The sequence below is a fragment of the Paenarthrobacter sp. 4246 genome (genome assembly GCF_040546855.1).
Lineage (GTDB): Bacteria > Actinomycetota > Actinomycetes > Actinomycetales > Micrococcaceae > Arthrobacter.
Map to the genome: position 1 here is coordinate 77,843 of NZ_JBEPOP010000004.1, position 25,247 is coordinate 103,089.

Annotated in this window: 22 protein-coding genes; 9 read left to right on the plus strand and 13 right to left on the minus strand. The window is 62.8% G+C overall.

Translation table 11 applies throughout. The annotated features are described in order from the left end of the window. Positions 1-55: 55 nt before the first annotated feature. From ABIE35_RS08250 to ABIE35_RS08260, 3 genes are read right to left on the minus strand one after another with little or no spacing between them, the layout of a single operon-like run. Positions 56-1,330, minus strand: a complete 1,275-nt coding sequence (locus ABIE35_RS08250; RefSeq protein ID WP_354513965.1) for an alpha-L-fucosidase — start codon at positions 1,328-1,330, stop codon at positions 56-58. Beyond that, positions 1,327-1,941: a TetR family transcriptional regulator gene (locus ABIE35_RS08255; RefSeq protein WP_354513967.1), complete on the minus strand. Its 615-nt coding sequence runs from the start codon at positions 1,939-1,941 to the stop codon at positions 1,327-1,329. Before ABIE35_RS08255 ends, ABIE35_RS08250 begins: the two co-directional genes overlap by 4 nt. After that, positions 1,938-2,984: a saccharopine dehydrogenase family protein gene (locus ABIE35_RS08260; protein WP_354513969.1), complete on the minus strand. Its 1,047-nt coding sequence runs from the start codon at positions 2,982-2,984 to the stop codon at positions 1,938-1,940. The genes ABIE35_RS08255 and ABIE35_RS08260 overlap by 4 nt, the downstream gene beginning before the upstream one ends. A gap of 380 nt (positions 2,985-3,364) precedes the next feature. Between ABIE35_RS08260 and ABIE35_RS08265 the strand changes: the two genes are divergently transcribed. Then, complete coding sequence (locus ABIE35_RS08265) at positions 3,365-4,501, plus strand: AI-2E family transporter (RefSeq protein WP_354513971.1); 1,137 nt, start codon at positions 3,365-3,367, stop codon at positions 4,499-4,501. 31 nt (positions 4,502-4,532) lie between these two features. On the opposite strand, the gene ABIE35_RS08270 is transcribed toward ABIE35_RS08265, so the two are convergent. After that, positions 4,533-4,988 carry an iron chaperone gene (locus ABIE35_RS08270; protein WP_354513973.1) on the minus strand — a complete coding sequence of 152 codons (456 nt, stop codon included), beginning with the start codon at positions 4,986-4,988 and terminating at the stop codon, positions 4,533-4,535. 119 nt (positions 4,989-5,107) lie between these two features. After that, complete coding sequence (locus tag ABIE35_RS08275; RefSeq protein ID WP_354513975.1) at positions 5,108-6,436, minus strand: aspartate aminotransferase family protein; 1,329 nt, start codon at positions 6,434-6,436, stop codon at positions 5,108-5,110. Positions 6,437-6,563: 127 nt separating this feature from the next. Between ABIE35_RS08275 and ABIE35_RS08280 the strand changes: the two genes are divergently transcribed. Next, positions 6,564-8,093 carry a PucR family transcriptional regulator gene (locus tag ABIE35_RS08280; RefSeq protein ID WP_280626438.1) on the plus strand — a complete coding sequence of 510 codons (1,530 nt, stop codon included), beginning with the start codon at positions 6,564-6,566 and terminating at the stop codon, positions 8,091-8,093. A gap of 13 nt (positions 8,094-8,106) precedes the next feature. On the opposite strand, the gene ABIE35_RS08285 is transcribed toward ABIE35_RS08280, so the two are convergent. Beyond that, a complete protein-coding gene (locus tag ABIE35_RS08285; protein ID WP_502921372.1) occupies positions 8,107-9,612 on the minus strand; it encodes a CoA-acylating methylmalonate-semialdehyde dehydrogenase in 1,506 nt (501 codons plus the stop codon). A gap of 114 nt (positions 9,613-9,726) precedes the next feature. On the opposite strand from ABIE35_RS08285, the gene ABIE35_RS08290 reads away from it, so the two are divergent. Together ABIE35_RS08290 and ABIE35_RS08295 are read left to right on the plus strand one after the other, a co-directional pair. Continuing rightward, the gene (locus ABIE35_RS08290) at positions 9,727-10,344 is read left to right on the plus strand and encodes a hypothetical protein (RefSeq protein WP_354513979.1); all 618 of its coding nucleotides are present in this window, start codon (positions 9,727-9,729) and stop codon (positions 10,342-10,344) included. Between the two features lie 120 nt (positions 10,345-10,464). Further along, positions 10,465-10,599, plus strand: a complete 135-nt coding sequence (locus ABIE35_RS08295; RefSeq protein WP_354513981.1) for a hypothetical protein — start codon at positions 10,465-10,467, stop codon at positions 10,597-10,599. 95 nt (positions 10,600-10,694) lie between these two features. Here the strand turns inward: ABIE35_RS08295 and ABIE35_RS08300 are convergent, their stop codons facing one another. Beyond that, the gene (locus ABIE35_RS08300; RefSeq protein WP_354513983.1) at positions 10,695-11,225 is read right to left on the minus strand and encodes a hypothetical protein; all 531 of its coding nucleotides are present in this window, start codon (positions 11,223-11,225) and stop codon (positions 10,695-10,697) included. Positions 11,226-11,458: 233 nt separating this feature from the next. On the opposite strand from ABIE35_RS08300, the gene ABIE35_RS08305 reads away from it, so the two are divergent. After that, positions 11,459-13,165 (plus strand): PHP domain-containing protein, encoded by a 1,707-nt coding sequence (locus ABIE35_RS08305; RefSeq protein WP_354513985.1) that lies wholly within the window; start codon positions 11,459-11,461, stop codon positions 13,163-13,165. A 3-nt stretch (positions 13,166-13,168) separates the two neighbouring features. On the opposite strand, the gene ABIE35_RS08310 is transcribed toward ABIE35_RS08305, so the two are convergent. The 5 genes from ABIE35_RS08310 to ABIE35_RS08330 all read right to left on the minus strand — a co-directional run bounded on the left by ABIE35_RS08310 (position 13,169) and on the right by ABIE35_RS08330 (position 18,825). After that, positions 13,169-14,308, minus strand: a complete 1,140-nt coding sequence (locus ABIE35_RS08310; protein ID WP_354513987.1) for an App1 family protein phosphatidate phosphatase — start codon at positions 14,306-14,308, stop codon at positions 13,169-13,171. Positions 14,309-14,367: 59 nt separating this feature from the next. Continuing rightward, complete coding sequence (locus ABIE35_RS08315; protein WP_354513989.1) at positions 14,368-15,033, minus strand: class F sortase; 666 nt, start codon at positions 15,031-15,033, stop codon at positions 14,368-14,370. An 85-nt stretch (positions 15,034-15,118) separates the two neighbouring features. Next, positions 15,119-16,432 (minus strand): ice-binding family protein, encoded by a 1,314-nt coding sequence (locus ABIE35_RS08320; protein ID WP_354513991.1) that lies wholly within the window; start codon positions 16,430-16,432, stop codon positions 15,119-15,121. A 412-nt stretch (positions 16,433-16,844) separates the two neighbouring features. Next, the gene (locus ABIE35_RS08325; protein WP_354513993.1) at positions 16,845-18,146 is read right to left on the minus strand and encodes a cation:proton antiporter; all 1,302 of its coding nucleotides are present in this window, start codon (positions 18,144-18,146) and stop codon (positions 16,845-16,847) included. A gap of 115 nt (positions 18,147-18,261) precedes the next feature. Then, complete coding sequence (locus ABIE35_RS08330; protein WP_354513995.1) at positions 18,262-18,825, minus strand: TetR/AcrR family transcriptional regulator; 564 nt, start codon at positions 18,823-18,825, stop codon at positions 18,262-18,264. A 95-nt stretch (positions 18,826-18,920) separates the two neighbouring features. Between ABIE35_RS08330 and ABIE35_RS08335 the strand changes: the two genes are divergently transcribed. The 3 genes from ABIE35_RS08335 to ABIE35_RS08345 all read left to right on the plus strand — a co-directional run bounded on the left by ABIE35_RS08335 (position 18,921) and on the right by ABIE35_RS08345 (position 22,473). After that, on the plus strand, positions 18,921-19,754 hold the full coding sequence (locus tag ABIE35_RS08335) for an alpha/beta fold hydrolase (RefSeq protein ID WP_354513996.1): 834 nt from the start codon (positions 18,921-18,923) through the stop codon (positions 19,752-19,754). Positions 19,755-19,979: 225 nt separating this feature from the next. Further along, positions 19,980-21,329: an MFS transporter gene (locus ABIE35_RS08340; RefSeq protein WP_502921373.1), complete on the plus strand. Its 1,350-nt coding sequence runs from the start codon at positions 19,980-19,982 to the stop codon at positions 21,327-21,329. A gap of 157 nt (positions 21,330-21,486) precedes the next feature. Further along, on the plus strand, positions 21,487-22,473 hold the full coding sequence (locus ABIE35_RS08345; protein WP_354514000.1) for a malate dehydrogenase: 987 nt from the start codon (positions 21,487-21,489) through the stop codon (positions 22,471-22,473). Between the two features lie 6 nt (positions 22,474-22,479). Here the strand turns inward: ABIE35_RS08345 and ABIE35_RS08350 are convergent, their stop codons facing one another. Next, positions 22,480-23,421, minus strand: coding sequence for a LysR family transcriptional regulator (locus ABIE35_RS08350; protein ID WP_354514002.1), 942 nt, complete (start codon positions 23,419-23,421; stop codon positions 22,480-22,482). A 71-nt stretch (positions 23,422-23,492) separates the two neighbouring features. Here ABIE35_RS08350 and ABIE35_RS08355 point away from each other — a divergent pair, with 71 nt between their 5' ends. Next, positions 23,493-25,241, plus strand: a complete 1,749-nt coding sequence (locus ABIE35_RS08355) for an L-aspartate oxidase (RefSeq protein ID WP_354514004.1) — start codon at positions 23,493-23,495, stop codon at positions 25,239-25,241. The last annotated feature ends 6 nt before the right edge of the window (positions 25,242-25,247 follow it).

Sequence of the window (25,247 nt, forward strand, 5' to 3'; positions counted from 1 at the left end):
AGTTTTGCCACTCGGGAGCAACTTACACGGCAGGGTTCAGTGTTGCGCCGTGCTGCTAGTCCGGCGCGTCCGTAGGGGCTTCGTAGCCTTCGGGAATCATCGGCACTGCGGCGTCCAGCGCTCCGGTGTAGACACGCGCTGAGCTAAGGCGGCCGCCGCCACCCTTACCGCTTAGTTTCACGTGCAACCTTTTTGCGGTGACAACGGGCATCTGGTGAATGCGTCGGTGCCCCACCGTCTGCCCCTCAACAAGGCCCGCTCCCCCAACGCCGTCATCCCCAAACACTGCGTGCTGAGTGATCCGCTGCCCCGAACTCAGGTCCTCCACGAGCTCCAGGTGGTTGAATGTCACCGCAGCCGGGAAGCTCAGGGTCGCTCCGCCGTCGTGATGTTCAATAGTGGCCTCAACCGCGCCGGAGAAGCGACGGTCCAGCTCGGCCTTCCACTCCTGGAGCGTCGCGACGTCCTGCTCCGGAAGCAGCCCCCGCGTGTCTGGAGGAAGGTTCAGCAGGAGGTTCGCACCCATTCCCACCGATTGGTAATAAATCGCCAGCAGGTGTTCGGTGGATTTGGGCTCGTCGTCCGGGTGCCAGAACCAGCCGCGGCGGAGGGAAACATCGCACTCCGGCGGTAGATAGTGTTCGATCCCCAGCCCGGAGCTGGACTCCGTGTACTGGGTGTCGGACGTGCGGTCAACCACGTAGTTCACGGGGTCCGACGCCAGCCCATTCTCATTGCCTACCCAGCGGATGGTGGGCTGGCCCATGTTGAAGATCATGGCGTCCGGCTGGTGCTCCACAACAACAGCGATGATCCGTTCCCAGTCGTACTCGCGGCCCACTGAACCCGCGCCGTCGAACCACAGTTCCATAAGCGGGCCATAACCGGTGCAAAGTTCCGTGAGCTGCTGAACGTAGAAGTCGTCGTAGGCTGCGGGATCGCTGTAACAGTCCGCGTTCCGATCCCAGGGTGACAGGTAGAGCCCCAGCCCGATGCCATGTTCTGCACAGGACTCGGCAACGTCGCGAACAACGTCCCCTGAACCACCGCGCCACGGCGAGGACGCGACGGAGTAGTCTGTCGTCGCCGTGGGCCAGAGGCAGAATCCGTCATGGTGCTTGGCAGTGAGGATCAAGTACCTCGCGCCCGCCTCCTTGGCCGCACGGACCCAGCTGCCGGCGTCGAGTTCTGTCGGGTTGAACTTCGACGGCGGAATGGTGCCGTCGCTCCACTCCTTGCCGGCAAAGGTATTGATGCCGAAGTGGATGAAGGCGCCGAATTCGAGTTGCTGCCACCTGAGCTGCGCGGGCGTAGGCGTCAGGCGGGTCACTGGACGGCTTCCTGTCCGTGGATCAACCACTGCGCGGTGCGGATGATGGCATGATCGCCTTGTTCGGTTCGTAGCCCCGCGATGTCGGATCGTGTCACGGACGCTCCCTCAAAGAGGCTGACGATCGCGGCCGCGACTCCCCTCAGGGACGGCTCCGACAGTTCCGGCCGGCCCCGCCGGACAACGCCTTGTACGTGCGCAGCGTATTGGGCATAAAAGGACCGTAGAGCACCAGCCGCCTGATCATCCGAGGCAGCCAGTGCCCAAATCTCCAAGTGCATCCTCACATCAGCCAACTCCGAATGCTCCAGAAGCAGCGCGGTGAGCAGACGGTAGGAATCCTCCCGGGATAACGTGCCTGACGCGTCTGAGCCGAGGTCGAACCCGGCTGTCTCTTCGAGCCGCCGCAGCGAGCGCTCCAGGGCTCGCTCAAGGACCGCGCGGATGAGGTCTGAACGGGTTGGAAAGTAGTGCTGCAGATGTCCGAGCCGAACCCCTGCAGCAGCGGCGAAGTCGCGCATTGCAGCGTTCGCGTTGCCCATGGTGACCAGTACTTCTTCAGCAGCGTCAAGGAGCGCAGCCTTTCTCAGGGCGCCCTTGCTTTCGGTCATGACCTCAATATTGTCACACCGTGTGATTCAAGTTCCGCGAGCCGGGATGCGGGATCCGGCGCAGATTCGGGGAAGGAAACACCGGGCCGCGCGTCCTCCGCGAGAACTGCGCGCAGCCCCAGCAATCCGCCCAACGCGGTCAGGTGGGCCTGGCCCTGCGGATCTGAAATGACGGCCGTTCGTGTTCCTGCGGGCCCTTTCACGTCAACACGGATGTGCGCCGTGCCGCCCGCACCGGGCGAGTACAACAGGGAGCGTCGCAGCGGTGACCACCGTTCCCCACTGCCCCAACGGAACAGTCCCACCGCACGTGCGGCGAGCAACGCCGTCGTGGACGCATTGGAGCTGAACCCGATCCGGGTTGCCACCGATCCGGCGCCAAGCGTGAGCGGCAAAGTGAACTGTTCGGGCGTGTCGAGCCGCGCCACTTTGGTGCGGTGCCCGGCAATGTCCACCCAGCGGGTGTCGCTCAAGGGACGCACGACGGCGGCCTTGCCGCCTTTGCGGACTTCAAAGTCCAATCCCAGCCGATCCATAAAGTCCACTGAATCAACTCCAGCGCGGTCGTTGATGTCGTAGCGGATGGCTACATCAATCTGGTTACTGCCGCCCGCGTCCTGGGCCAAGGCTGCTGCCACGATGTTGATCACGCCGCCCATCCAGCCCGAGCTCAGCAATACAGGAGCAGTTGGCCGCAGGAGCGTTGCCAGGGTGGCTGCCCTGGTGACGCGGCTGGTCCAGCGGGTGACGTCGACGTACGGAATGCCGGCGCTGACGGCAGCACGGAGAACCCTGTCGTCGGGGTCGTTGACCGTGCTGATCACCGCCCTGACCTTGGCTTCGAAGGGTTCCGGGCGGCTGAGGTCCCACCTTTGGACGGTCACGTCTCTGCTTGCCAGGTGGCTGCCGCGGTCCGGATTCCTGCCTGTGAGGAGCAACGGCCATTGGGTACCGGCGAGTCGCGTGAGTGCCGTACCGACGGTGCCGTAACCCCCGACGATCAGGATGGGACCGGTGGGATCAGGTTCAAGGAGATCGTTCATGAAAATCACTTTAGGTCATATGACCTAAAAATTCACAAACGCTGGAACCCTGTAGCTGCCACACAACCGGGAGTAGGCTGCAAGCATCTGCCCGGAGCACGACACCCGCGTACGCAAAGGAGAGATCATGACCCTTCCTCCCACTCACGAGCCCGAGCCATTTCCCCCGGACCCGGGGCCGGTGCCACCACCACCGGACCCCACCACACCGTTTCCACCCAGCCCCATTCCAGATCCAAACCCCACGCCCGGGCCATCGCCGGTTCCCGACCCAGGCCCGGTACCACCACACCCCGACCCGACGCACTAGGAAGGGGTATTAGTCAGTAGGCTTATGTTTGATCAGCTCGGTTGACCGCTGCGAACGAACAGGAGCCCCCATGACGGCACACGAGGAAACAGCGCCCGTTTCCGTCCGCAAGCAACGCAAGCCCGACCCCTGGAAGGACTCCCTGGGCCGCGCATCCGTCCGGGCAGCGCAGATACTGCTCATTCTGACCCTGACGGTGGTGGCGATCTTTGGGCTGCTCCAAATCCGCCTGCTCGTCATCCCGGTGCTCATATCCCTGATCCTGGCGGCGGCCATAGGGCCGTTCGTCAACATGCTTCGACGGCGCGGCTGGCGCGGCGGCCTGGCCACCGGCGTCGCTTTCCTGGGCCTCCTGATAGTGCTCGGTGGGGTCATCACGGTGATCGTCCTGTCGGTGCGCAGCCAGTGGGACGAACTGATCAGCCAGGCCGCGGCTGGACTGGATGAGTTGGAGAACTTCCTGCTGACCGGGCCGTTTCCGATCGACCGGGAGCAGTTGAACCAGGCCCGTGAAGCGGCAGTGGAATTTGCCCAGAGCAGTCAGGTGCGTTCAGGGGCGGTTACCGGGTTATCGGTGGTGACCGAGTTCCTCGCGGGCGCCAGCCTGGTGGTTGTGATCCTGTTCTTCTTCCTCAAGGACGGCGCCAAGATCTGGGAGTTCTTCATGCGACCCTTCTCCGGCCTGAGGGAAGCCAAGCTGCGCCGGGTTGGAAAGCGAACCATGGAGGTCCTGGGTGGCTACGTCCGAGGCACGGCGATCGTGGCGTTGGTGGACACGGTAGCGATCGGCACGGTCCTGCTCATCCTCCAAGTGCCGCTGGCCATACCCCTGGCCATCATCGTGTTCATTGGAGCCTTCATCCCCTTGGTGGGGGCGACGGTCGCCGGGATCCTGGCAGCTTTGGTCGCGCTCGTCGCCAACGGGCCCATCGTGGCGCTGATCGTCGTGATCGCAGTGATAGCCGTCAACCAACTCGAAGGTGACTTCCTTCAGCCCGTGGTCATGGGCAAGTCCTTGGAGCTGCACGCACTGGTCATCCTGATGGCGCTGACAGCTGGCACCATCCTCGCCGGGATCATCGGCGCCGTGTTGTCGGTTCCCATTGCGGCGGTTGCCTGGGCCATTGTGCAGGTGTGGACGGCAGAAGATCCGGACCTGGAACCCATGAATCCGGACCTGCCACCGGCCAACAGCCAACCGGCCTAGGGCCGCGGAAGAGGGCCGCGGAAGCCAGCGATTATCCCAGCGCCCTCTTGATCAACTCCACGATCTTTGCCTCGACCTCCGCCGTGATTTCCTTGAGGGCGAACGACGTTGGCCACATGTCGCCCTCGTCGAGCTTGGCATTTTCTTCAAACCCGAGCGTGGCGTACCGGGCCTTGAACTTGTGGGAGCTTTGGAAGAAGACGATGTTCTTTCCGTCCTTGGCGTAGGCCGGCATCCCGTACCAGGTCTTGGGCGTGAGTTCGGGCGCATGCTCCTTGACGATCGCGTGAAGCGCCTCGGCCATGGCTTTGTCCCCCTCGGGCATCTCAGCAATTTTGGCCAGGACGTCAGCCTCGCCGTCGGCTTTGGACGCCTTCTTGCGCGGTGCCTTCTTCAGTTCCTGGGCGCGCTCCTTCATCGCCGCGCGTTCTTCCTCCGTGAAGCCGTCGTAGGACTTGGTCTTGTCAGTGGTTCCACTATCAGCCATGGTGGTTTCCTTCGTCTCTGCTGCGTGATCGTGCGGTTAACCCAAAGCTACGGGGCCGGCGGGCCGGAGGCTTCTCCGAAACTGCTCAGTTGGGGTTGCGACGGGTCGAAGGGAAGCCGTCAGCTGACGGCGGTCAGGGCGTCGTCGTATATCGCCAACGCCTGGCGTACTTCTTCGGGGGTCACGACGGCGGGCGGCACCACGTGCACGCGGTTGTCGGCGATGAAGGGCAACAGCCCGCGATGGAGCAGGTCCGCTTTCAGTTTGCCCATGAACGCTGCACTGACCGGCCTCCGGGCCTGGCGGTCCTCCACGAGCTCGAGTGCCCAGAACACGCCGCGTCCCCGGACTTCACCGATGACGTCGTGCCGATCAGCCAAAGACGCCAGGCCGGGCTCGAGGTGGTCGCGGCCGATCCGGGCGGCGTTCCCTATGATGTCTTCTTCTTCAAATGCCTCGATCGAGGCAACAATCGAGGCCGCAGCCAAAGGATGCCCGGAGTAGGTGAGTCCGCCGGGGAAGACACGGTCATCGAACGTGGCTGAGATTTCTTCGGAAATGATGACGCCGCCCACCGGGACGTAGCCCGAGTTGACGCCCTTGGCGAAGGTGATGAGATCGGGCCTGACATTGAAGGCGTCCAGGGCGAACCAGTCACCTGTGCGTCCGAAGCCGGCCATGACCTCGTCCAGGATCAGGACGATTCCATGCTGATCGCAGAGCGCACGGACGCCCTCGAGGTAGCCGGGCGGCGGGAGCAGAATGCCGGCCGTCCCGGGAACGGTCTCGAGGAGCACAGCGGCAACGGACTGCGGCCCTTCCAGTTCAATGGTGCGGCGCAGGTGCTGCAGGGCGCGCTCCGCTTCCTGTTCCGGAGTCTCGGCCCAGAACTCGGAACGGTAAAGGTACGGCCCAAAGACGTGGACGTGTCCGCGGGAGTATTCGTTGGGGATGCGGCGCCAGTCTCCCGTGGCCACGATGGCTGCGCCGGTGTTGCCATGGTACGAGCGGTAACGGGAGATGACCTTGTCCCGCCCTGTGTGCAAGCGGGCCATGCGGATGGCATTCTCGTTGGCGTCGGCGCCGCCGTTGGTGAAGAACACCTTGTCCATAGTTGACGGCGCGTGGGACAGGACCTTCCGGGCCGCCAGGGCGCGGGTGTGATTGGCGTGCGCGGGAGCAACCGTGGTGAGCGTGTCCAGTTGCTGCTTGATGGCTTCGATGAGGCGCGGGTGCTGGTGGCCGATGTTCGTGTTGACCAGCTGGCTGGAGAAGTCCAGATACGTCCTGCCCTCGTGGTCCCAGACAGTGCTACCGGAACCACCGGCTATGGCCAGCGGTTTCAGCGTCTTCTGGGCCGACCAGGAGTGGAAGACATTGTTGGTGTCCAGCGCGGCGACCTCTGCGTTGGAGCTGGGAACAGCCAGGGCGGTCCGGGTGGGAGACATTGGAGGGTCCTCTCGAAAGGGCGGGCGGGCTTCCCCTTCATCTTGAGCTTTTGAACAGAGCAACACCCCAGGACATTTGTATAGTTGGCGGGATGTGGAACTACGTTTTTCCAAGGAGTGCCTGAGTATGCCGCCAACCATTAACACCATCCTTCGCAACAGCTCACTGAACCTGAGGCTGGTGACCCCGAAGGCAGGTGATCCTGCGGTGGAAGCGTCCGTGTCCTGGGTCCACAGTTCCGACCTTGACGATCCCACGCCGTTCCTCGATCCCGGGCAGCTGCTGCTGACAGACGGAACGCAGTTCCCGGTGGGCGACGGTCCCGTGGCGCTCTACAACGACTACGTGTCGCGGTTGGTCAAGCATGGGATCAGCGGCCTCGGTTTCGCCACCCAAGTGATTCACGGGGTGCTGCCACCAGGCCTGGTAGAGGCATGCCGCAACCACGCGTTGCCTTTGCTGGAGGTCCCCGACAGGACGCCGTTCATCGCTGTCATTCGATTCGTTGCAGATTTGCTGGCGAGGGAACAGAACGCACGGTCCGAATGGTCGCTCCAAGCACAACGGGCCATCGCGCGGGCTGCCCTGCGTCCCGACGGACTGCGCTCCATCCTGGCCGAGCTCGAGCGGCAGCTGCATGGCTGGGTGGCGATGTTCGACGCCGCGGGAAACCATATCCTGATGCCCAACAACCGTCCCGTGCCGTCGTCGATCATGCCCGGCGTGATGGATGCCGTACGGAAATCCTTGGACCAAGGCTCGCGATCGGTCTCGCAACTGACGGTCGACGGCGAGCAGATCACCTTACAGACGCTGGGCCGCCGGCATCATTTGCGCGGAGTGCTGGTCCTGGGTGCCATCGAACCTTTGGATCCGGCCCGCACCGACATCATCAACAGTGTGATCGCGCTGGCAAGCCTCGCCCTGGAGCAAACGCGCACCCTCGATACCGCACGCCGCCACCTGCGTGCAGGCGTTTTCGAGCAATTGCTGGCAGGAAGCACGGATGTTGCCGAGCGCACGGCCCGCCAGGTCTGGGGCAGGCTGCCCGCCGACCCCGTTGTGGTGACCATGGCCCAACCTCCCGGGCAAGGACAGAACCTCCTGGAGGCGCTGGAACTGTTGTCGGACGACCACCGTGGCGCCGTCTTCTACGCCCAACGGAACGAGAACATCGTGGTGCTGGCAGGTCCGGCACTCCAACAAAAGGTCACAGTCCTCCTGGAACGGTACGGCGCTACGGCGGGCACGTCGGTGGAGACGGACTTCGTTCACCTCGCCAAGGCGTTGAAGGAAGCAGAGCGATCACTGCAAAGGGCTCGGGAACTCACCCGCCCCCTAGTGGCCTTCGAGGAAATCTCCCGGGGCGGGATGCTGGGCCTGCTGCACAGCGATGAAGCCGGCTCCGTTGCCCGGCGACTCATTCAGCCGTTGGCCAAGCACGACGAAACCGAACAGACCCAGCTGCTGCCAACAGTTTCGGCGTGGTTGGCGAACAACTGCGTCTGGGATCGGACGGCACGGCAGTTGGGGATCCACCGGCACACTCTCAGGAACCGGATCGATACTGCGGGCACCGTCCTGGGACTCAACCTGGACAGCCTGCGCGACAGGCTGGAACTGTTCGCCGCCGTCGAGTTCCTGGAAGAGCGTTAGCCCCCACTCCCCTCTAGTTCTGGGGGAAGCCGAGGTTGATGCCGCCGTGGCTGGGGTCGAGCCAGCGTGAGGTGATGGCTTTTTCGCGGGTGAAGAACTGGAAACCCTGCAGGCCGTAGGCCTTGGAGCTGCCGAAGATGGAGTCCTTGAAACCGCCGAAGGAGTAGTAGGCCACTGGCACGGGGATCGGCACGTTGATGCCCACCATCCCCACTTCAACCTCGGTCTGGAAGCGGCGGGCGGCGCCGCCGTCGTTCGTGAAAATGGCCGTGCCGTTGCCGAAGGCGCCCGAGTTGATCAGGTGCAGGCCCTCTTCGTAGCTCTTGACGCGGACAACGGCCAGGACCGGGCCGAAGATTTCCTCGGTGTAGACGGGGGAGGTGACCGGGACGTCGTCGATCAACGTGGGGCCGAGCCAGAAGCCGTTCTGGTCGCCGTCCACCTCAATGCCGCGTCCGTCCACCACAACCTTGGCGCCGTCCTCGATGGCCACGTCGATGTAGGAGGCCACTTTGTCGCGGTGCTGGCGGGTGACCAGTGGGCCCATGTCGCAGTTGCGGCGTCCGTCGCCGATCCGGAGCGTGGACATGCGGGCGGTGATCTTCTCGATCAAGGCATCGGCGACAGGCTCGACGGCGACCACCACGCTGATGGCCATGCACCGCTCCCCCGCAGAACCGAAGCCGGCGTTGATGGCGGCGTCGGCAGTCAGTTCGAGGTCGGCGTCGGGCAGGACCAGCATGTGGTTCTTGGCACCGCCAAGAGCCTGGACGCGCTTGCCGTTGCGGGCCGCGGTCTCGTAGATGTACTGCGCGATCGGGGTGGATCCAACGAACGAAATCGCCTTCACATCCGGGTGCTCCAGCAGTCCATCGACGGCTTCCTTGTCTCCATGCAGGACGTTGAAGACCCCATCCGGAAGTCCCGCCTCGGTGAAGAGGGCAGCGAGCCAGTTGGCCGCCGTCGGGTCCTTTTCGCTCGGCTTCAACACCACGGTGTTGCCGGCGGCGATGGCGATCGGCAGGAACCACAGCGGCACCATGGCGGGGAAGTTGAAGGGGCTGATGATGCCAACGACGCCCAGCGGCGACTTGGTGGAGTAAACATCGACGCCGGTGGAGACATTCTCTGAATGCTCGCCCTTGATGAGGTGCGGGAAGCCGGTGGCCAGTTCCACGACTTCCTGGCCGCGCGTGATTTCCCCGAGGGCGTCGGAGATCACTTTGCCGTGCTCGGAGGTGATGATCTCCGCGAGTTCACCCTTGCGCTCGTTCAGCAGTTCCCGGAAGCGGAAGATGATCTGCTGGCGCTTGGTGATGGACATGTCGCGCCACGTCGGGAAAGCCTTGTTCGCCGAGGCGATGGCCGACTCGATGTCCTCGGCATTGCCAAGGTTGACCAGCTTGGTTTCCCGGCCAAGGGCGGGATCGAAGACGGGGGCCGTGCGGTCCCCGGCCGACGGCGCCTCAGCGCCCCCGATCCAGTGCGGGACCACCTGGAGTTCGTTGATTTCAGACACTGCGTACTCTTCTCTGCCGACGGGATCGATGTGAAGCATCTGGTTCAACCGTAGGGAAGGGACCGGCAGTAGGGGGCACGACATTGAGCGAAAATTCACCAGCAGGGTCGACATATGTCGATCACCAGTTACGCGACGGAACGGGGAACTCAGTCCCTGATTTCCATCGCAGGGGAGCAAGCCCCGAAGGAGTACAGGTTCTCACTGGACCTTCCTGAAGGCTTCTCCACAAAACCCAGCGCTGACGGAAGTATTTCCATTACCACTTCCACGGGAGAGACCCTGGGTAACGTCGAAAAGCCTTGGGCTTACGACGCAACAGGCGCAGCCGTTCCTACCAAATTCTCGATCGAGGGTTCAACCCTGGTGCAAACCGTTGAGCACACCTCTTCGACGGTCTACCCGGTAGTGGCCGATCCGAGTATTCAATGGGTTCCCTGGCCTGTATTGGTGAGCGGTATAGAAATCAAGATGTTCTCATCGATTGCGGTTGCTATCGGAGCCGGTGGTGCGTGGGCTGGTTGTATGTTCAGCAAGGTCTCCGGAGTTGCTGCCAAGATCGTGAACCAAATCTGCACCGTTGTTGGCGTGGGCGGAGTTGCAGGTGTCGTCAACTACGTGAGCAACACCTATGCGAACTCCAGCGTCCAACCGCTAGGCTGCTACGGAGTGTACATAACCAATCCGGGATGGGGCCTCCGGTCAATGCCCGCCCGGGACTGCGGCTTCTGATGAAACCGGCTAACGAAAGAACGCAATGACATGAAGTGGTACCGATACGTACATAGTGTCCTATTTGTCGCTTCCTTCATCCCACTCGTGCTCTCCCTATGGCCTTTCTGGCAGGGAATCATGCTGCCCTTGATCGTGCTGATCCCTTTCACGATCAACGAAATCGCGATCGACCGGCGTGAGAAAAGGGCGCAGGAAAAAACCCCTGCCCAGACCGGCCGGCAATCCACCTTGGCCCACGCCTACCGCGACTAACCCGCGGCAAAGTCACTGAACCAACGAAAGGCCGACGCCGGGTCACCCGGCGCCGGCCTTTCCCGTTCCCCCGGCCAGGTCCGGCATGGTTCCCGTCAGCGAACGGTATGAGCGATCCTCGCTGACGATATAGTCACTCCGGAATTGAACACCTCACCAAATATTCTTCGTAGGAGGCGGCTCCGGTGGAAGATAATCGCTAGCCGGCGGAAAGTGAGCCGCCGGACGTCATCACGGCGCTCGTTCAGCCACACCTGTTGGTCTCTGAGGCTGGCGCGATCGACGGCGTTGAGCTCTGTTCTGCCAAGAAAGTCGTAGTACTTTTCCATTTGGACGTGCATCTCTGTGAGGACGGTCAGACCTCGCTCCCGACGCACATCGCGCTCTTGGGGTCCCAAGATGTATACAGCTTGAGACGCGCCGACCAGGGCCCCTCGCAGCACCGTGAAATGTGACGAGGGGTAGAGCTGCTTCGCTTTGATGGCGTCGAGCGCGAGGCGAACCGCGAGCTCGCTTCCGCGCTCAGGTTCTTCCACTCGGTGAGCCCTGAGTCGCCAACGATCGAGGTCGGCCGCTGTGTCGAGCATTTGGGTCAGAGCTGCGCGCTGTGTTTCGGTGATCCCCATGGTTGGCACCATGGTTGCAAGTTGAGGTCTACAACGACTGCGTGGTGGTCAGGGCCCGCGACTATCGACGAGGTGAATGGATCAAGGAAGTTCAGATTCCGCTTTTCTAACAGGGCCCAACTCCCCCAATCGTTCCCGCCCGGTTAACCTTCGTGCCACCCAGCTTCCCTACTGTGATCCCGCTGGGGGGATCGGAATCGACAGAGGGAAGCGCTATGTGCACTGGAGAAGAAATGACGACCACCCACAGCCAGAGTGTGAAACTGGCCGATGCTGAACTAAGGAGCATGGGGCTGAGCCGCCGGCGCATCCTGCAGTCGGCCGGCATCATAGCCGCAGGCACCGCTGCCACGGCTGCCACGGCCCGGCCGGCGATGGCGAACCCGGGCGGGAACGACCCCCAACTGAAGTGGCTCGTGGGTGACCACCACGTCCACACGCAGTACAGCCACGACGCGAAGTACATGGTCAAGCAGCAACTCGATACCGCCCAGTCCTATGGCGTGGACTGGCTGGCCTTGACGGAACACAGCAACTTTGGCCATGCCAACAACGGCGGCGCGGTGAACACCAACAAGGAAATCCAGGCGCAGCGCGCTGCCCGCCCCGAGCTGCTGATTTTCCAGGGACTCGAGTGGTACATCCCGGGTGCGGAGCACGCTTCGGTGCTGGTGGCACCGGGGCCCAACGAAGTGAACCTCCTGCGCACGTTCGAACTGGTGTGGGACGGCAAGCTGAACCAGTGGGAAAAACCGACGCCGGGAACGGCCCAAGTGGAAACCTTTGAACGCAAGGCTGTGGAAGCCATCGCCTGGTTGGCCAACCAGAAGCGTTCCGGCTACATCAAGGACGTGGTGGCTTTGGCCAACCACCCCATGCGCCTGGGCATCGATTCCCCGCATGAGCTCCGCGCTTGGCGCGACGCCGCCCGCGACGTCATGATCGGCATGGAAGGTGCACCCGGGGCCCAAGGCTCGGGGGTCAGCCAGTTCTCCAGGGCCGGAGACCAGCGCGGCGAGTACACCAACAACCCCACCCAGTTCAGCTTCCCCGGTTACCCGGCGGACGCCTTCCGTCCCTACGGCGGTTTCGACTGGGCCACGGCAACCGTGGGCGGCGTGTGGGATTCCATGCTCGCCGAGGGCCTGCCGTTCTGGATCACATCCAACTCGGACAACCACCTCACGGTGAAGGACACGTGGAAGACCGGCCCCTACCCGGCAGAGGAGCCTTATCTCAGCCTGCCCAACGAGTTCGACCGGTGGTCCGTCACCGGCAAACGGCCGGACCCGTTCGACTCCGGCGAAAAGCAGGGCGGCAGCGACTACTGGCCCGGACAGTTCAGCCGCCTGCACACCGGTGTCACCGAGCGCTCCTACACAGGCGTATTGGAAGCCATGCGCCGTGGACGCATGTGGGTGGACCACGGACACCTGCTGCAAGGGTTGGATGTCCGCGTCCGCGAAGTCCGCGGCAATGGCGCAGGCAACAGCAACGGACGCAACGGGGTCACCCTCGGTTCCCGGCTGCAGGTTCGGCGAGGCGCCGACGTCGAAATTTCCATCACCATTACGACGACGGACTACCGCAACTTTGCGGGGATTCTTCCGAAACTCGCCCATGTGGATGTGATCGGCGGCGCTGTGACCGGTGCTGTGACGGATCGCGACACGTTGAAGGCGCCGGGAACCACTGTGTGGAAGCAGCTGGACGTTTCAGGGCGCAGCGGCACGTTCACCATCAAGCACGTCATCAAGGACGTCCAGAAGTCCTGCTATTTCCGTCTTCGCGGGAGTGATGGAAACCGGCACGGCGCTGGATACTACGGCGCATCCGTAGACCCCGCCGGCCCCATCCGGCACGGTGACAACCTCGGGGATGCTGATCCGTGGACGGACACCTGGTTCTACGCCAACCCGGTGTTCATCGACGTCGTGTAGTCATCACTCCGATGCCGTGCCCACTTCGCCTTCCTCCGGATCATCGGCGGAGCGGACCTCGCTCCGGATAACGCCCAACTCCTCAAGCCGGGCCGACATTCCTGCGCCATCCGGAGCATAAATCCATGGCACGCCGGGTGTCGGCTGGCCGCCGGACTTTGAACGACCACCCGCAAGCACCGCTTCACCGGCAGAGAGTTGTCGGATGGCGATGGCCTTGACGTTCTCAGGATGCCGTTGGGCGAACTCCGAGTAGATGGCTTCATCATGTTGTCCGTCGTCGCCCACCAACAACCATTTGATGTGGGGGAACTCTTCCGCGAGTCGCTCAAGGGAGTTCCTCTTGTGCTCCTGGCCGCTGCGGAACCAGCGGTCAGGAGTAGGGCCCCAGTCAGTCAGCAGCTTAGGACCCGCGGGATACAAATTACGGGAGAGGAACCGCGACAGCGTCGGAGCGACGTTCCAAGCTCCGGTGGACAAATACAGCACGGGCGCCGAGGGGGCAGTCCGGGCAATGCGCTCGTACAGTACAGCCATGCCCGGGGTGGGCGTCCGCGCATGCTCGTTGAGGACGAAGGTGTTCCAGGCGGCCAGGAAGGGACGCGGCAGGGCGGTCACCATCACTGTGTCGTCGATATCGGAGACCACACCGAAGTCGGCATCGTCCGCGACGATCTCGATGGGAGCCTCCACGATCCGCGATTCCCCGGACCGGAGGGTGATGGTGTGCCAGCCGGCGTCAAGAACGACAGGAATCCGCGCGTCCACCACACCTCCACGGTCGGCGACCACCTCGTGAACGGTCCCTGCAATCGTCACCTGCACGGCTGCGTTTGCCACGGGCGCACTCGTGAAGTTGCGCCAACCACGCATGCTTTCCTGCAGCGGTTTGGCGTGGCCTGCCGCATCCCTGGGATCACTGCGGACTACGCGCGCCAACACCCGAACCCAGGATGTGGAGCCATAGCCGGTGTACGGGATCACGGTCTCCACCCGGCCACGCCGGATGGCAAGACGTGTCTGAAAACCAAGCCACGCGTCGTCGAGCCTCAGCGCGAGGTGGCGCCGCCCGCTGCTCTGCGGTTTGCCTTGACTATCAACGGCATGGGATTGGGGTCGCGGTTTCATGGGACGGGGAGACATGCGTCCAGTCTTCCATGCCCCCAGGGTTCACCGCAGTCCGGCATGCATGTAGCCATCGACTAGTGCGGTGGCAAAGGACTCGCCTGAACGATGATGTTCTTACCCCAAAGATCAGCCGTAAAGCACGTGATGACCATCAGGCGCCCTGGCTGCTTGTCCCAGATGGCGCTGTCCTTCAAGGTGTCCTTGTACTCGGTGGTGACCGCATCAATCCTGTAACCCAAGTGCCCTTCTGCCGTGGTGACGGTGAGTAGATCACCCGGCTTTGCGTGTTCGCTGATGTTGTTGAATGGAGAAGGCTGACCCTCCAGGCTGTGGCCAACAATGTAGGTGGTGTTCGTGGAGCCTCCGCCCGGCATCCCATAAGGGCTGAGCCAATAGGCATTCGATGTGTGCGGCGGGACGATTGCGCCAAGCCGGAGTTCCTCCGCGGTGGGAGTCAGCGGCACCACATTTTGGTCCAGCCCCACCGCTCCGTAGGTGATGTGCAGTGGCGGAGAACCGTCCTTCAACCCACCTTTCTGCTTCGGCTCTTGGGACGGTCCGGACGATACAGGTGGCGTCAGGGCTGGGGACTTCGCGGGTAAAGGGTCAGCAGCCGTCGAAGCCGGGGCATCTGACGTGACAGTCAGGGCGCCGCGGTTGGCTGAGGTTGCCTGCGCTGACCACCATGCAGGAAACAGGAGGGCCAGCAGCGCCGCGGTGAGGAGGGTGGCGAACGCCACCCTCCTCCACCGTTTCCTGCCTATCAAGGCCGAAACAAGCGTGCGGCGGTGCCTCCCGCGTTGGACGGGTTGACGCCGCACCCCGCTACTTCTCCTGGCTTCGTACGCGTCCGTTCATCAGCAGCCGGACTGCCAGGAAAAGGATGCCCGCCCCGCCAAGGACGACGAACGTTGTTCCAAGGATTGTTGTCCGGCTTACGGAGCTGGCCTTGGACACAGTGGCAGTGTCCACGTTCGTGCCCTGGTTGCGGCCGCCGGTTCCAGCCAAGGGAACCGCCTGATCCGTAGTGGTGGTCTGGGTAGTGGCCGTATCGGAAGGCCCTGTCACAGGTGCCGTCCTGGTAGCAGTCGCTGTTCTCGTCGGTCGACTGGTCTCAGTCGCCGTTTCGCTCGCAGTCGCCGTCGCCGTCGCAGTTTCGGTCGCCGTTTCGGTCGCCGTCGGCGTCGCCGTCGCGGTTTCGGTTGCCGTTTCGGTCGCCGTCGGCGTCGCCGTCGCAGTTTCGGTCGCCGTCGCCGTCGCCGTCGCCGTCGCAGTTTCGGTCGCCGTCGCCGTCGCCGTCGCCGTCGCCGTCGCCGTCGGCGTCGCCGTCGCCGTCGCGGTCGCCGTTTCAGTCGCGGTTTCGGTCACAGTCGGCGTCGCCGTCGCCGTTTCGGTTGCCGTTTCGGTCGCCGTCGGCGTCGCCGTCGCCGTTTCGGTTGCCGTTTCGGTCGCAGTCGGCGTCACAGTCCCGGGGGGTGCTGACGTCGTCGGAGTCGTGGCGCAGGCAGGGGTAGTGATCACGTTGGTGTCGAGGGCCACCTGTCCATTCCGGGCCAGGAGCCGCCCCTCAACCCTCGCGTTGGTTTGTGCAGTGATGGACGTCAGGGCCAGAACAGAACCCTTGAACCTCGAAGCGGTGCCCAATGTAGCCGAGCTGCCCACCTGCCAGAACACGTTGCAGGCTTGGGCTCCGTTAATGAGGACAACGCTGCTGGCTGACGCTGTGATCAGAGTCGAGGCAACCTGAAAAACGAACACAGAGGCCGGGTTGCCCTGACCATCCAACGTCAACTGTCCGCTGAGCGCCAAAGAAGACGTTGACTTGTACACGCCCTCCCTCAGCGTTTGGCCTACCAGGTCGCCGGACACGCTGGCCGTGAGCGGCCGGCCTGCGGCGTTGTTGTACGCCGTCGTCAGGTCTGATTGTGCCTGCAGAGCGACAGCGTCCGCTGCGTGCGTAGTCCCGGCAGCGATGCCAGGCGGAAACCCGGTGATGGCAGTGCCCGGGCTGAGGCCCAGGTCTCCCTGGAGAGTGCTCGGACCCGTGTTGGTCACGGTGGTGGCGGCCAACACTGAATACGGCGCTGCGGTGCCCAGTTGGACAGTCGTGGCCGCGAACGCGGGAACCTGTTGCAACATGATGGCTCCCGCAAGGAGAAGCACTCCTGATGCAGCCCCAATCGCGGTTCCTGTTCGGCGGCGGCTCGATCCAGTGGCTCGAACACGTGGGTCTTTTTGCGCAGAGCTGTGGCGCACGGCAGTTCCTTCCCCAGCAGGGCAAACGCCCCAAAGCAACTGCCCGACAGAGTGTGGGGGAGCTATACAGCGGACTGTACGCGCACACATTTAGCGTGCCTAGGGGGCCACGGAGCCGAAAGAAGCTCGGCGTGCAGGTCAGCATGCAGCCGAAAATACTGCCGGAAGAACATCGCGCCTGTTCAGACCATCAGCATGCTGATAAATAGGCGTTCATGAAAGAACAAAAGCAGGCGAATAATTTCTCCAAAATATTTATTAAAGTGCGGATTTTGGTCCTCCCGCCGTCCTTGTCCTATACGGCAGTGGTTGGAGCGCGACCTTCATCGCCATGTTGCTTGCGCGCTTCGGCAACACGCAAACGGTCCAGTCGATTCATCAAGGGCGCAGTTGTGGCGCCATGCACCACGATCGACAAAGACACCACCAAACCGACCAGCGCCCACAATTCGCGGGCCTCGGCCTCGAAGTTTCCATGGCTCAGCGCGAAGGCAACGTAGAAAAGGGACCCGATCCCGCGAATTCCGAAGTAGGAAATAGCCAGGCGTTCGCGGGGACCTGTCTTTCCGCGCATGAGCCCGAGCCATCCAGCCAAAGGTCGGACAACCAAAAGGAACGCCAGGGCGACCATCAGCTCCGTCCAGCCAATCCCCTCCAATAAGCCGCGGGCTATGGCGCCCCCAAGGAGGACCAGGATCACTACTGTCATGAGGCGTTCCAACTGCTCCACATAGCTGTGCAGCACTTGGTGGTACGCGTGGTTGCGTTCAGCGGATCGAATGGCCAGGGCGCAAATGAAAACTGCGACGAACCCATAGCCCGACACCATCTCCGTTGCTCCGTAGGCCAGGAAGGTCGCCGCCAAGGCCACAAAACCTTCAGAATGCTCGGATAGGCGAAGACTCTTGCGTTTGGCAGCGAAAAAGACCAAGCTCAGCAACTTGCCCGTACCGTACCCAATCAGCACACCGGCAACAGTTCGCCACAGAACGTCCACAGCAACCCACTCCCCCAGCCAACCGGCAGGGGAGGCCCCCACCAGGCTGATGAGAATGGCGAGATATACGAACGGGAAGGCGAGCCCGTCATTCAAACCCGCCTCGGAGGTCAGGGCGAAACGAACCTCGTCTTCGTCCGGGTCCTCCTCGCTGTCCGCGGGCCTGCCTACCTGCACTTCCGAAGCGAGCACAGGGTCCGTGGGCGCGATCGCGGCTGCCACGAGGATGGCTGCGGCGAGCCCCAAGCCCAGCACCCACAGCCCCAGGAGCGTCATCACCAGGATGCACAAGGGCATGACGATACCGAGCAAGCGCCACGTGGTGGACCATCCACGCCAGCGGAACGGACGGTCCAACGCCAAACCGGCCCCCATCAGGGAGATGATGACGCAGATCTCCGTCAGATGCGTGGTGAACTCGCCATACTGAACGGGGTCCGGGTCCGGCAGCTCGGGAAGCAAGGTGAACGCGAGCATGCCGCTGCCCAGGAAGACCATGGGCATGGACAGCGGCATTCGTTGCAACAACTTCGGCAAGACAGCAGCGGCCAACACCGCAACGCCTGCCGAAAGGAACAGGATGCTGGGGACTTCAAACACGAATGGTCTTCTTCCTGACGCGCCGTTCGGCGCATCCCAGAAGCCTAGTCCCGGCGACGCCGTTCTGCTATCCCGCCAATCGAGCCGGATACGCTCCAGCCAGTCCTAATCCAGCCTAGGCAACACCCAAGGCCGCGTCGATGAGGACCTCGGCCGCCTGGCGCGCTTGTCCGGCAGCGTCGGACGTTCCAGCGATGGCCGCCGTCGTCTGCGCGCCCTCCGCGAGGATTGCCAGTTGCGGCGCCAAGTAAGCCGGGGCGCCGGCCTCTACCGCCAGGCGGGCGACGTACTCTTGGAACGACTCCTTGTGCTTCCGCGCATAGTCGGCAACCTCGGGGCTCACGGCACCCAGTTCGGCGAAGCTGTTGATGAACCCGCACCCGCGGAATGAGTCCTGGCAGAACCAGCCGGCAAGGTAGTCGAAGATGGCAAGGAGGCGCTCCCGCGGCGTCCCGGCCTGCTGGACTGTAGCGTCCAGCCCTTCGGTCCAGGACTGGTGCCGATGCTCCAGCACCGCCATGACAATGCTGCTCTTTGACGGGAATTCCCCGTAGAGCTTCTTCAGCGAAACCCCGGCAGCGGAACGCAACTCGTCCATCCCAACGGCCTGGATTCCCTTGGCGTTGTAGAGCTCGTCAGCAGTGGCAACGATGCGTTCGCGGACCTCGGAAATATTCATGTATCCATTCTACTTGCAAAGAGAACGAGCGTTCTCTACTATTGAGAACACAGACGGAGAACGAACGTTCTCCACTTTGAGAAAAGGGACAAATCATGGGTTTCATCAAGGTTGGCACGGAGAACACCACGGACATTGAGCTCTACTACGAAGACCACGGAACAGGTCAGCCCGTAGTCCTGATCCACGGTTACCCACTGGACGGCGGCTCTTGGGAGAAGCAGTCCGCAGCCCTCCTCAACGCCGGCTACCGCGTCATCACCTACGACCGCCGCGGGTTCGGCAAGTCCAGCAAGCCCACCACCGGCTACGACTACGACACCTTTGCAGCCGACCTCAACACCGTCCTTGAAACCCTGGATCTGCAGGACGTCGTGCTGGTGGGCTTCTCCATGGGAACCGGCGAAGTCGGGCGCTACATCGGCACCTACGGCGAGGCCCGGATAGCCAAGGCCGCCTTCCTCGCCTCCCTTGAACCCTTCCTCCTGCAGACCGAGGACAACCCCACCGGCGTCCCGTCTTCGGTGTTCGACGGCATCCGCAACGCCGCGATCGAGGACCGCTATGCCTGGTTCACCAACTTCTACAACGACTTCTTCAACACCGATAACTTCCTGGGCAACCGCCTCAGCGAAGAAGCCCTGCGGAATTCATGGAACGTGGCCGCAGGCTCGTCCTGGTACGCATCCTTCGCCGTAGTGGATTCCTGGCTCACCGACTTCCGCTCGGACATCGAGAAGGTCACCGTTCCGTCGCTGATCATCCACGGCACCGACGACCGCATCCTGCCGATCGATGCCACTGGCCGTGAATTCACCAAGCGGCTTCCCTCCGCCGAATACGTCGAAATCGAGGACGCCCCGCACGGCATGCTCTGGACGCACGGCGCTGAAATCAACGAGGTCCTCCTCCGCTTCCTGGCGAAGTAGCCCTCACACCTCAAAACAAGACGCACGACGGCGGTAGGCCAGCTTTGGTTCCATGCGAACCGAAGGCGCCTGCCGCCGTCGTGCGTTGACGTAGTGCACATCACGTTCTATGCTTTATGAATCGATTCAAGATGTAACCTTCCTCACGCTGAATAACCACTTTGTTCAGTCCTGGATGGGAAGAGTTCTTGTTCCTTGCCAACGACGCCAGAGGAGTACAGCGACGTGACAGTCACGCACCGGAGGGACCTCAGCACCTCCCCCCAACCCGCAACGGGCCAAAAAGATCCCAAGAAGGCCGCCATGAGCGGTTGGATTGGAAGCGCGCTGGAGTATTACGACTTCGCCCTGTATTCACTGGCGGCCACGCTGCTGTTTCCCACCATCTTCTTCCCTACCGAAAATCCCACGGTCGGCATTATCGCCTCGTTGGCGACCTACGCGGTGGGATACGTTTCCCGCCCGCTCGGTGCCGTGATCCTGGGAGCCTATGGTGACCGGCACGGACGCAAGCAGGTGCTGGTTTTCGCGATGCTGCTCATGGGCTTCGCAACCTTCGCCGTGGGGCTGCTGCCCACATACGGGCAAGTGGGCCTCCTCGCCCCCGTCCTCTTGGTGATTCTCCGGCTGATTCAAGGATTCGCCGTCGCAGGGGAACTCGGTGGCGCCAGCGCAATGATCGTGGAGCACTCGCCTGATGCGAGGCGCGGCTTCTTCGCCAGCTTCAGCCTGCAAGGTACGCAGGTGGGATCCATTTTGGCCACAGCCGTCCTGATTCCGCTCGCTGCGCTCCTCCCGGAAGAGCAGTTCCACTCCTGGGGCTGGCGCCTGCCGTTCCTGCTCAGCGCCGTGGTGATCATCGCAGGCTACGTCATCCGCCGCCGCGTGGAAGAGCCTCCCGCCTACCTGGCACAGTCCGAGGACGCCGCCGCCAAACGACGCTTCCCGCTGGTGGACCTCCTGCGCACCCACCCCTGGGTTCTGGTCCGATGCATCATCATGACCTTCACCAACGTGATCGGCATGGCAACCCTCATCTTCGGTGTCTCCTTCGCTACCCAGAAGGGGTACGGCATCGGCTTCTCCAGTAGCGAGTTCCTCTGGGTAACTTTGGCAGCCAACGTGGCCGCAGTGCTGACCATCCCTCTGTTCGGCGCCCTGTCCGACAAGATCGGCCGGCGGACGCTGATGGTGGCCGGCGGCATTGCCGGCGGATTGCTGACCGTGGGCTACCTGTGGGCCATCGAACAGCGCAGCCTGCCCTTGGTGTTCCTCTGCGTGGTGATCGTGCAGGGCATCCTCTTCCAGATGTGGAACGCCACGTTCGCCACGTTCTTCCAGGAGCAGTTCCCCATGCGGATGCGGGTCACCGGCTTCGCGGTCTCCCAGAACATCGGGCTCATGATCGCGTCCTTCTTCCCCAGCCTGTTCACGGCGATCGCTCCCCCGGGATCAGCGAACATCCCCCTGGTCATCGGCCTGACCACCCTCGGGATCTGCCTCGTCTCAGCCGTAGCCACCCTCATGTCCTCTGACACGAAGGGCAAGTCACTGGAGGACCTCGAAGCCCGCTGACAGGTGTCCGTGCACCGAAATCCCCGGAAAGCTGCCAGATCGATGGCAACTTTCCGGCGATTTCGCGTTCTTCCAGCTAGGTCGCGGTTAGTCCTTGACCAGCCCTGTGGCAGCATGACATACAGCTTGCAAAGCCCACCAGCAAGGAGAACGCGACATGAGCACGCCCATTAAGATCGCTGTGACTGGCGCGGCCGGCCAGATCGGCTACAGCCTCCTCTTCCGGATCGCCAGCGGCGCCCTCTTTGGCGCCGATACGCCAGTGCAACTCCGACTCCTGGAGATCACGCCAGCGTTGAAGGCACTGGAGGGTGTGGTGATGGAGCTCGATGACTGCGCGTTTCCCGCACTCGACTCGGTTGAAATCGGCGACGACGCCGACCACATTTTCGACGGCGTCAACCTTGCCTTGCTCGTTGGCGCACGTCCGCGCACCCAAGGCATGGAACGCGGCGACCTGCTCAGTGCCAATGGCGCTATTTTCACAGCACAAGGCAAGGCGCTGAACCGGGTCGCCGCCGACGATGTCCGTATCGGCGTGACGGGCAACCCGGCCAACACCAACGCCTTGATTGCGATGAGCAACGCCCCGGATATCCCCGCCGAGCGGTTCAGCGCCCTGACCCGCCTTGATCACAACCGCGCCATTGGACAGCTCGCTAAAAAGACCCAAGTCAAGGTGGGGGATATCCGCAAAATGACTGTCTGGGGCAATCATTCTGCGACGCAGTATCCGGACATCTTTCACGCAGAGGTCGCCGGCCGGAACGCGGCCGAGGTAGTGAATGATCAGGACTGGATCGAGAATGACTTCATCCCCACGGTTGCCAGGCGAGGTGCCGCGATCATCGATGCCCGGGGTGCGTCCTCAGCGGCATCGGCAGCGTCAGCAACCGTCGACGCAGCCCGCGACTGGCTGCTCGGCACACCCGAGGGCGATTGGGTTTCCATGGCGGTCGCGTCCGATGGATCATATGGGGTCCCCGAAGGTTTGGTGTACTCATACCCGGTGACTACCTCGGGCGGAGACTGGGAAATTGTCCAGGGCCTGGACGTGAACCCGTTCAGCCGCAGGAAAATGGACGCTACTGCCGCTGAGCTTTCCGAAGAGCGGGCTGCCGTAGCTGAACTCGGCCTGATCTGACGTCCGTTACCGGCGCCGCGTTGGGGTGACCAAACGTGCAAGCTCGGTGCCGGGTGCGGCGAGCCGGTCCACGGTGCCGAAAATGAACTCCTGCATTGCTGCCGTAGCGGCGGATGGAGCGATGTCATGACGGCGTGCCAGGTTGACGGTTCGGCTCAGCGAAGGGTTGACCAGGCGGGTGCTGCGCAACCCGGGCCGGCCGATGACCACCATTGCTGGAACCACTGCCACTCCCAGTCCCCTTTCGACGAAGCGCAGCACGGCATCCATCTCAGCGCCCTCGACGGCGATCACCGGCTCCAGGCCTCTGGCGGAGAAGGCGGCGTCGGTGGACATCCGCAGCTCATAGCTGCGGTTGAATGCCACCTGCGGGATGTTGGCCAGTTCTTCCAGGGTGATTTCTTCCCGCGACGGCATTTCCGTGGCGGAGACAACCACCAGTTCCTCGGTCAGCAGCGGAATCAGTTCGGTGCCCTGCACGGCGGGGTCTGCGCCTCGGGTAACCACCAGGGCCAGGTCCAGAGCACTCTCATTCAGGGCACCAACCAAGGAGCGCGAACCGCCTTCGGTGATATGCAATTCAACTCCGGGATGCGCACTACGGAAAGCGGCCAGAACATCGGCCACGAGTGACACGCACAGAGTAGGCGGGGCGCCCAGGCGAACGCGCCCCCTGCGCAATCCCGTGAGCTCGTTCATCTGCTCCTGTGCAGTCTCTGCGTCACCGAGCATGCGCCGGGCTATGGGGAGCAGGAGCTCTCCCGCAGTTGTCAGGGTGGCCCCGGAAGGCCCGCGGTGGAACAAGGCCACTCCAAGATCGGATTCCAACGCCGCTATCTGCCTGCTGAGGGAAGGTTGTGCGAGGTACAGTTGCTCGGCCGCGCGTGTGAAGTGCCCCACTCTGGCGATTGCCTCAAATGAGCGCAAGTGTTCCAGCTTCATCTTCATAGCATAAATGCATCAAGCTGACTCAAATAATTCATTGGATACATGAAGCGGCTCCTTCTACCGTGGAAAACATGAACTCCACCACCACTCCAGAACGTCTTATGTCCACTTCGGTATTGGTTATTGGTACCGGTGGCGCCGGTCTGCGCGCCTCGATTGAACTCGCCGAGCGAGGGGTCCAGGTGCTGGCTGTGGGTAAACGTCGCAAGCACGACGCCCACACGAGCCTGGCCGCCGGCGGCATCAACGCTGCACTGGGCACCATGGATCCCGAGGACAGCTGGCAGCAGCATGCCGCCGATACCTTGCGGGAGTCCTACTTCCTTGCCGACCCCTCCATTGTGGAGACGGTAGCCCGCAACGCGGCTCAAGGCATCGAGGACCTCGAACGGTGGGGAATGCCGTTCGCCCGGGAGGAGGACGGGCGCATTTCCCAGCGCTTCTTCGGCGCGCACAAGTATCGCCGCACGGCCTACGCCGGGGACTACACCGGCTTGGAGATCCAGCGCACGCTGATGCGCCGGGCGGCAGAGTTGAACATACCCATCATCGACACTGTCTACATCACGCGCTTGCTCGTGGCCGACGGCACCATTTTCGGCGCCTACGGATTCGACATCGTGGACGGCACCCCTGTGCAGATCCACGCCGATGCCGTGATCCTGGCCGCTGGCGGACATACCCGCATCTGGCGGCACACCTCATCCCGGCGGGATGAGAACACCGGCGATTCCTTCCGCCTCGCGGCCTTGGCCGGTGCACGGATCCGCGACGCCGAACTGGTTCAGTTCCACCCGTCAGGGCTGTTGGAGCCCGACGACGCCGCCGGCACCTTGGTCTCGGAGGCAGCGCGAGGCGAAGGAGGCATTCTCACCAACGCCCTGGGAGAGCGCTTCATGGAACGCTATGACCCCGAACGCATGGAGCTTTCCACCCGGGACCGGGTCGCGCTGGCCGCCTTCACCGAAGTCGCCGAGGGCCGAGGGACCCAGAAAGGCGGCGTTTACCTGGACGTGTCCCACCTGCCGCGGGAAACCATCATGGAAAAGCTGCCACGGGTCTACCGCACCATGATCGACCTGCAAATGCTGGACATTACCACCACCAAAATCGAAATCGCTCCCACTGCCCACTACTCCATGGGTGGAGTCTGGGTTGCACCGGAGGACCATGGCACAGGCGTGAACGGCCTCTACGCCATTGGCGAGGCCTCTTCCGGGCTGCACGGTGCCAACCGCCTCGGCGGCAACTCCCTGATTGAGCTGCTCGTTTACGGTCGTATTACCGGCGAGCATGTGTCCGGCTACGTCCGTTCGCACACCCATATCGTCAGGGATCCTGCCATAGTGGGAATAGCCCGCAGTGAAATGCAGTCACTGCTCAATGACCGCGGAACAGAGTCCGCCCGGCGACTCCAGCGTGAACTGCGGAACCTCATGACCGAGCATGCGGGCGTGGTGCGCACTGAACAGGGACTGGAACAAGGACTGGCGAAATTGGCAGCGCTGGAGGAACGCGCCCAGCTGGTCACCGCCCACCCGGACATCGCAGGTTTTGATGACCTGGCCCACGCCTTCGACCTTCTTGGTTCCCTTTTGGCGGCACGAGCCACACTGGAGTGCGCGCTCGAACGACGCGAAACCCGTGGCGCCCACAACCGTGCTGACTTCCCCGCGGCAGATCCGTCACTGCAGGGCAACTTCATCTGGTCAACGGATGAGGGCGTCACGTTCGAAAGTCTGCCTCCGGCTCCGGATTCCTTCCGGGACCTGGCCGAAGCCGATGCTGACGACTCCGTGGCCGGCAAGCTTGTGGAGTAACAGTGG